This window comes from Streptomyces sp. NPDC059371 (assembly GCF_042751995.1).
Taxonomy (GTDB): Bacteria; Actinomycetota; Actinomycetes; order Streptomycetales; family Streptomycetaceae; genus Streptomyces.
Genome location: NZ_JBHYXD010000044.1, coordinates 1 through 7270 on the forward strand (window position 1 = coordinate 1; position 7270 = coordinate 7270).

At 71.8% G+C, this 7270-nt stretch carries 10 protein-coding genes; 1 reads left to right on the forward strand and 9 read right to left on the reverse strand.

From position 1 onward, the window contains the following. Nucleotides 1–120: 120 nt before the first annotated feature. The 9 genes from ACFXGX_RS23650 to ACFXGX_RS23690 form a co-directional block, all read right to left on the reverse strand. Entirely contained in the window at nt 121–399 is a 279-nt protein-coding gene (locus ACFXGX_RS23650; RefSeq protein ID WP_326789817.1) for a GlsB/YeaQ/YmgE family stress response membrane protein, read from the reverse strand. An 81-nt stretch (nt 400–480) separates the two neighbouring features. Further along, complete coding sequence (locus tag ACFXGX_RS23655) at nt 481–1386, reverse strand: YihY/virulence factor BrkB family protein (RefSeq protein ID WP_384794600.1); 906 nt, start codon at nt 1384–1386, stop codon at nt 481–483. Between the two features lie 140 nt (nt 1387–1526). Beyond that, entirely contained in the window at nt 1527–1955 is a 429-nt protein-coding gene (locus ACFXGX_RS23660; protein WP_384794602.1) for an ATP-binding protein, read from the reverse strand. Continuing rightward, nucleotides 1952–2323, reverse strand: a complete 372-nt coding sequence (locus tag ACFXGX_RS23665) for an STAS domain-containing protein (RefSeq protein ID WP_384794604.1) — start codon at nt 2321–2323, stop codon at nt 1952–1954. Before ACFXGX_RS23665 ends, ACFXGX_RS23660 begins: the two co-directional genes overlap by 4 nt. A 22-nt stretch (nt 2324–2345) precedes the next feature. Continuing rightward, nucleotides 2346–2711, reverse strand: a complete 366-nt coding sequence (locus ACFXGX_RS23670; RefSeq protein ID WP_384794606.1) for a PRC-barrel domain-containing protein — start codon at nt 2709–2711, stop codon at nt 2346–2348. 134 nt (nt 2712–2845) lie between these two features. Then, nucleotides 2846–3229: an STAS domain-containing protein gene (locus tag ACFXGX_RS23675; RefSeq protein WP_384794608.1), complete on the reverse strand. Its 384-nt coding sequence runs from the start codon at nt 3227–3229 to the stop codon at nt 2846–2848. Further along, a complete protein-coding gene (locus tag ACFXGX_RS23680; RefSeq protein WP_384794610.1) occupies nt 3226–4335 on the reverse strand; it encodes a B12-binding domain-containing protein in 1110 nt (369 codons plus the stop codon). Before ACFXGX_RS23680 ends, ACFXGX_RS23675 begins: the two co-directional genes overlap by 4 nt. Further along, entirely contained in the window at nt 4332–5999 is a 1668-nt protein-coding gene (locus ACFXGX_RS23685) for a SpoIIE family protein phosphatase (RefSeq protein ID WP_384794700.1), read from the reverse strand. Before ACFXGX_RS23685 ends, ACFXGX_RS23680 begins: the two co-directional genes overlap by 4 nt. Nucleotides 6000–6142: 143 nt before the next feature. Beyond that, nucleotides 6143–6319, reverse strand: coding sequence for a hypothetical protein (locus tag ACFXGX_RS23690; protein ID WP_192582574.1), 177 nt, complete (start codon nt 6317–6319; stop codon nt 6143–6145). Between the two features lie 208 nt (nt 6320–6527). On the opposite strand from ACFXGX_RS23690, the gene ACFXGX_RS23695 reads away from it, so the two are divergent. Next, on the forward strand, nt 6528–7076 hold the full coding sequence (locus ACFXGX_RS23695) for a DUF4383 domain-containing protein (RefSeq protein WP_384794612.1): 549 nt from the start codon (nt 6528–6530) through the stop codon (nt 7074–7076). The last annotated feature ends 194 nt before the right edge of the window (nt 7077–7270 follow it).

A 7270-nucleotide genomic window follows, 5' to 3' on the forward strand; every position in this document is an offset into this window, starting at 1 on the left:
GGGGGGGCCCCCCCGCGGGCCCCCCCCCTCCACAGCCCCCGCGGGGGGGCCCCCCCCCGCCCCCCCCGGCCCCCCCCCCCAGGCCGTGGGTCAGGACGCGCCGAACGGGCCGGGGCCCGTTCAGGCGTGGCGGTGCGATCGGCTGTTGCCCGTCAGCACCCGGTACAGGACCAGGAGGATCAGCGATCCCGCGATGGCGGCTATCCACGTCGACAGGTCGAAGAACCCGTCGATCGAGTCGACGCCGAAGACGACCTTGCCCAGCCAGCCGCCCAGCAGGCCACCCGCCACACCGATCAGCATGGTGATGATGATCCCGCCCGGGTCCTTGCCCGGCAGAAGCAGCTTGGCGATGGCACCGGCAAGCAACCCGATCAGAATCCAAGCGATGATGCCCACAGTTCCTCCATCGTCCGTCCGTACAAGATGTGGCTTCCTCACTCCGTTTGTTCCGTCCCGGCCGGAACAAACCTGTGAACCTCAGACCGTCGCCCGATTCGCCGCCGCCACGGCCTTGTTCAGTTCGGCCGTGAACTGCGCGCCGGCCAGCAGCGCGAGGTTGGACAGCCACAGCCACACGAGGAAGACGACCAGGCCCGCGAGAGAGCCGTAGAGCCGGCTGTAGGCGCCGAGGACGGAGGCGTACAGGGCGAATCCGGCCGAGACGGCGAGCCAGAGGACGGCTGCCAGGATGCCGCCGGGAAAGCTGTGCCGGCGACGGCGGGCGGGCGTCGGCCCGGTGTGGAACACGACGAGGACCAGCAGGGCCACCAGGCATGTCAACAGGGGCCAGCGGAGCAGGTTCCAGGCCAGCGCGACCTGGCCGTCGACCCCCACGACACGGCCGGCGGCCTCGGCCACGGGTCCGGTCAGCAGCAGGACGAGCGCGCTCACGACGAGCAGCCCGAGAAGCGCCAGCGCGGTCAGCACCAGCCGGTGCGCGGTGCGCCAGGCCGAACGGTGGTCCGCCGCGTCGTGCATGCGGTGCAGGGCCCGCCGGAACACCGCGAGGTAGCTCGACGCCGACCACAGCGCGCTCGCCGCGCCGGTGACCAGCAGCGTCCAGGCGGCGGACCGCTGCCGCAGCATCTCCCCCAGCGCCTGGTGCAGCTCGGCGCCCGACTGGGCGGGAGCGTACGCGGTGACGTGCGCGATGAACTGCTCGGCGGTGTCCGGGCTGATCAGGCCGAAGGCGATGACCATGACCAGCAGGGCCGGGAGTACCGCGAGGATCGCGTAGTACGTCAGCGCGGCCGCCCAGTCGGACACGTCGTCGTTCCACATCGAGACCGGGGTACGGCGCAGGGCCGGCCACCAGAAGGCGGGCAGCCGGGGCCCGTACCGGCGCCGCCGCGCCGGGCGGACCGCCTGGATGACACTGTTCATGCCTCACCTCTCCGCGCCGGTCCGGCCGGCGTTCCGGACCCCGTGTCCGGCGGAGTCGGTCGAGGCTCTTCTTCCACGCGCGCGTCCCGCTACGCCCGCTCACCTCGCACGCCGCGACGGGCGGGACGCGTGCGTTCGCCTCAGGTCAGGGGGACGAACACGTGGATCGTCTTGCCGCCCCCGGGGCACGGCTCGATGGTGACGGCGGTGGAGAGGCGGATGATCAAGGGCCAGCCGTATCCGTTCGTCCGGTGCGTGCGCGGGATCTCGCCGGTGCCGTGAGCCTGGGCGGGGACGACGTCGCTGTTGTCGCGCACGGCGAGCCGTACGCCGCCGTCGGTCGGCGTCGCTTCGAAACCGGCGAGTCCATCGCCGTGCCGGATCGCGTTGGTGACCAGTTCCGAGACGACGAGCAGCAGGTCGACCACCGCGTCCGGGTTCGGCCCGCCCGTCCTGCCGTGCTCGCGCAGCAGGGCCCGTACGTGGTCGCGTGCCGTCGCGGCGCTCGTGATCGGGACCCCCTCTCCCGGGCTCGGCCCGTCCGCCGGTGGGCGGTTGACCGGGTTCACGGCCCGGTCGCCGGGTCCGGGAGTTCCAGCGCCGCTCCGACGCTGTCCGCGAGGACGAAGAAGCCCTCGGTCCCTGTCACGTCGAACAGCCTCCGAACGATGTCGCTGAACGGCCCGCAGACCACCATGAGCGTGCCGCGGGCCCGGTGCGCGCGCTGCGCTTCGAGGAGGACGTGCAGGATCGACGAGTCGGCGAAGCCGGTGCCGGACAGATCGACCACCGTGCGTTCCGGGCCCGCCCGGTCGGCCAGGCTCAGTGCCTCTTCCAGCCGGAAGGCGCTCTCGTGGTCGATGTCGCCGCCGACGCGTACGACGAAGGCGTCCTGGGCCGCCCAGCGCGTCACGGTGGCTTCCGGCCCGTCGGACATGGGAACACTCTCTCTCGTCCGCTCACGCGGGCTGCCTCGGCGGGAGGCTCCGGTAATAGATCCCGACGCTGGACAGGTACGCGGGGTCCGAGGTCTCGCGGTCGGTCCTGAACACCGGCGCCGACTTGATCTCCTCGCGGGTGCAGGCGACGGTGATCTTCTGGGATTCCGTGTCGATGCCGGCGACGACACCCACGGGCACCAGCACGCTCTTGCCGAACACCCAGACGCCGGTGTCGACGACCAGGTGGCGCATGCCCGAGTCGTCGGCCTGCCGGTCGACGTGTCCTATGGTCCCGTCGGTCGCCTCGACGCTGTAGCCGGCCAGTTCGTGCGCTTCGGGGTGGTTGAACTCCGGTGCGTAGGACCAGATTCCGTCGATCGTCATGTCTTCCTCCGTGGGCTCGCCGGGTCGTACAGGGCCCCCAATACCCCACTATCCGGCGTGCATTCGACGGAATGCGACGACCGGCGCGCGAGCCCGGTGCCGTTCACCCGCGTGTGTGACGGGGCCCCCGCGCGTCAGCCGGTCCCGGGACTCCGCGCCCCGCCGCTCTCGTCGCGGAGCGCGGTGAGGTGCTCGAGCGTTCCCGTGATCTCCAGCAGCCGGTCCATGCCACGGGTCCGCTGGTCGAGGTACAGGCGCACGGCCGCGGCGTCGGTACGGCGCCGGATCATCAGCAGGGTGGACAGGCCCATGGAGTCGATGCTGCCGAGAGCGGCGAAATCGACGCGCAGTTCCCGGAATTGCCCCTGGGGGTCCCGGGGGGCGACGAAGTACTGGTCGACGGTCGTCATCAGCTCGTCGCACGTCTCGTGGTCGAGGTCTCCGGCGACGCGGATCACGAGTGCGGCGGGCTGGACGTCGACGGTCAGGGTGAAGGCGGGGGGATGTGAAGTGGTCATGCGGGCTTTCCGGGGCCGGGGATCGTGGATGGCGGCGTTCGGTTTCCGAGCGCCTCCCGCGCGTGGGCCAGCGTGCGGCAGGCGCGTGGGAAGTCCTTGAGTTGCAGGGCCAGCAGGTCCAGGGCGGGGTCCAGGCTCCGCGCGGGGACACGCCGGGCGGTGAGGATGTCCGCGGTCCAGAGAACGAACCGCGTGAACAGCTCTTCGTCGGCGACGTACAGCGACGTGGCCAGGTACTCGACGATGTGCGCGAGGTCCTCGGCGGTGTGCCGCCGCTGCCGTTCGGTGTAACCGCGCAGCGGCGCGAACCGGTCCTCCAGGTCCACCAGCGTCTGCTTCACGAGCTGGTGGGTCGTCCCGGCGACGATCGTGTACTCCTGGTCGGCCAGGTGCGGGAGGTCGTCCACGGTGTGGTGGACGGCCGGGGGGCCGGGGCGGTCGAGGCCCCGTTCGAGGACCTCCGCCGCGCGCCGGGCGTCGGGTGCCCATCCGTCGGCGCCCAGGGCGCGGGCGTAGCGGCCTTCGGGGCCGAAGGCGGCGCCGCCCGCGATGACGGGGACGCCTGCCGCCTGGCAGGCCGTGATGGCCATGTGCGCGGTGAGCAGATGGGTGGGGATCGAGGAGGAGAGCGCGACCGCCCGCGGTCCCGTCCGGTGCAGATGTGCGATGAGATGCGGGGTGGGCACGTGCGCGCCGAGGAAGTCCACCCGCCATCCGCGCAGCCGCAGCACCTCCGCGATGAGCCTGGCCGGCAGGACGTGCCACTCGCCGTCGACGCAGGCCACCGTGACACGAGGACCGCTCGGGATCTCGGCGCGGAGGCCGGGACGGTGGGCGAGGACCGCGATGACCCGCTCGTGGATGGCGGTGGCGGTGTGTTCCTGGGCCACGGTGAGCCGGTTGGCCGCCCACTCCGTGCCGACTCTCGCCTGGACCGGGGCGATCAGGTCGAGCAGCACGGTCTCGGCGTCGGCCGACGACTCCAGCGCGTCGAGGACGACGTCCGCGGCTCCGCGCTCGTCGCCCCGGTGGACCGCGGACCACAGTTGGTCACGGGCGGGGCCGAGCGACACCACGTCGGAGTGCTGTGGGTGTGGTGGGGTCATCCTGTGTACCTGCCCCGAGTGTGGCCGTTCACCGCGCTCAGGTGCGCGTGGTGGGGTGCGGTGACCGCGACCGTCGCCATGTCGTCGTGGCCGCCGCGTCCGACCCATTGCGCGGCGAGCATCTGGATGTGCTCCACCACGGCCTCGGCGGGCATGCCGGCGCAGTGCGCGAGTGCCGTCTCCAGCCGCCGGGCGCCGAAGAATTCGTCCCCCAGCGGCCCTCCCTTGGCCTCGGTGATGCCGTCCGTGAAGAAGAGGCAGGTCTCGCCGGGCGCCAGTTCGACACCGACCGTGGTGGAGCTGACGTCCCAGAACGCGCCGATGAGGGTCCCGCGTGTTCTGGCCTGCTCGACCGCGCCGTCGGCCCGCACGATCAGCGGGGCGGGGTGTCCCGCGCTGGTGACCCGCAGATGGACGATGCCCGCGCGGCGTACCACGGAGGCCATGGCCAGGGTGGCGAAGCGGGTGTGGTGGGAGTTCATCAGTGCGCCGTTGAGCAGTCCGAGCAGCCGCTGGTGATCGTCGGCGAGCGGCAGGAGCGCCTGCACCGTGTTGCGGATCTTGCCGGTCAGGACGGCGGCCTCGAGCCCCTTGCCGCAGACGTCCCCGAGGACGACGAGGGACTCCTGGCCCTCGTCCGCGGCGGGGTGGACGTCGTAGAAGTCGCCGCCGACGCGTTCGGTCTGGCCCGCGGGGCGGTAGCGTCCGGCGAACTCGACCCCGTGCACCGCGTGCAGTCGGGGCGGCAGCAGTTCACGCATCAACGTCGTCGTGATGGCGGCCTGTTCGGCGTACATGCGGGCCGCGGACATGGCGGCTCCGGCGCGCGAGGCGAAGAGCCGGGCGAAGATCTCCTCGCTCTCGGTGAAGGCCGCGTGCCGGCTCGACCGGAGCAGGATGAGGGCGCCCGCGGGCACGCCGTGTCCGGGCAGCGGTGTCACGACGGCCGAGCCGACGGGTTCGGTGAACCCCTCCGGCACGACCCATCCGGGAACGGTGGCCGGGTCGATCCAGCGGGACGGTACGGGCGGGAATCCGCGCAGGGCCTCGCCGAGCCCGGGCAGTTGTCGTACGTCGTTCTGCACCGTCCGGTGCACCACGGCGCCGTCGGGTCCGCAGAACGTGAGCTGGACCTTGCGCCCGCGCGGCGGGGCGACGATCACGGCGGCGTCGGCGAGGTGCTCAGCGGCCAGCTCCGCCGTCACCTCCATGCACCGTTCGACGTTCAGGGAGGAGAGCAGGGCGCTGGAGGCGCCCGCGAGGAAGCCGGCACGCTCCCGTTCGGTCCTGAGGGCGTCCTCCGCCAGGCGCCGGTCTGTGTCGTCGACCAGCCACCAGATGACGTCGCCGTCGTCCGTGCGGGAGGGGTGCGCTTCGAAGGTGCGGTCGCCGACCGGGCCGTGCACGAACGCGCCGGGAGCGCGGTTCCGGGGACCGGGCACGATGGCCCGCAGACGTGTGTGGGCGTCGGCGATCCACGCGGGGACCACGTCCCGCAGCCATGACCCGGCGATCGCCTCGGGGAAGAGCGTGGCCGCGGCGTCGTTCGTGTCGACCACGCCACCGGACGGGTCGGCGACGACCACGGGGTAGGGGGCGGAACCCCACGAGGCGGCCGTGACGGCGCCGCGGGGGCCGGGGGGAGGTTGCTGGGAAGTGTCCACGAGCAAGGCCCGCTCAGCGAGCCCACCACCTTTCCGGACGACAGACTGTTTCCGTCCGACAACCATCTCCCGAGGGAGCACGTCGCGGCAAGTCACCCGGGTGAAGTCACCCGAAATGGGACCGTTCCGGCCGGTGGCATCCGTCAACGCCGGCGGCTGCGCGTCGTCCAGCCCCCGCCGACGCCGGAGAGGTGAAGGGCGAGCAGGGCGAGCCCTATGAGCATGACGTTGGTGGACGTGAACACGTGATTGGTCGAGACGTCACCGGCGTTGATCAGGAACGCGATGAACAGCAGTACGGCGGCGGCGATGCCGAGCATGGGGACTCCTTGTGAAGGTCCGGTCGTCGAGCGATGGAGTCCGGATGCCCCGAGAAGCCCGCCCGACACCGTGCCGCGCGACGATTTCGCGGGATCCACCACCCGGAGGCGGGTGCAACCGCGTGACGGCTTTCCACGGAAGTGAAGGACGAAAGGTACGAAGGGGGCACCATCCGCCGGTGCTCCCCGGTGCACGAAGGGACGGGCGATGAAGCTCCAGGACGAACTGCCCCTCGACCACCACCTGGCCGCCGTCTACCGGTGGGGCGCCGCGTTCTGCGGGGTGGTCCTGCTCGTCTTCGGCAGTCTCGGCTTCGCCGACGAGCTCAGTCCGTTCGACACGAACGGGGACAGCGTCGCGGGCATGTCGAGCAACGGCGCCCTGAGCCTGATCTCCGTGGCCGTGGGCCTGATGCTGATCGCCGGTGCCGTCATCGGCGGCAACGTCGCCTCCACGCTCAACATGGCGGTGGGAACCCTGTTCCTGCTCAGCGGATTCGTCCACATCTTCATCCTCGACCGGCCCGCCAACATCCTCGACTTCGGCATGACCAACGTCGTCTTCAGCTTCGTCATGGGGCTGGTCGTCCTGACGTTCGGCATGTACGGCCGCGTGTCGAGCAAGCTGTCCCACGACAATCCGTACTGGCAGCACCGGCACCCGCACGAAGCCGCCCGGGAGTCCCTCGCCCGCGGCGCCGGCCCGGCCCCGGAGGCGCGCCTCCGGCCGGCACGGCGCCCGGCGGGCGGCACTTGACCTGGGCGGATCCACCCGGCAAGCGCCGCCACGGGCCGCCGTCCTAGGAAACGCTCCCGGCCGAAGCCCCCACGCCCTCCCGGGCGACCGCGCCCGCCACCGGGGCGCACCCCCAAAACCCAAAACCACTCCCGAGCCACCCCCCCCCCCCCCACCCCTGACCCCCACACACAAAAACTCAAACTCCCCACCCA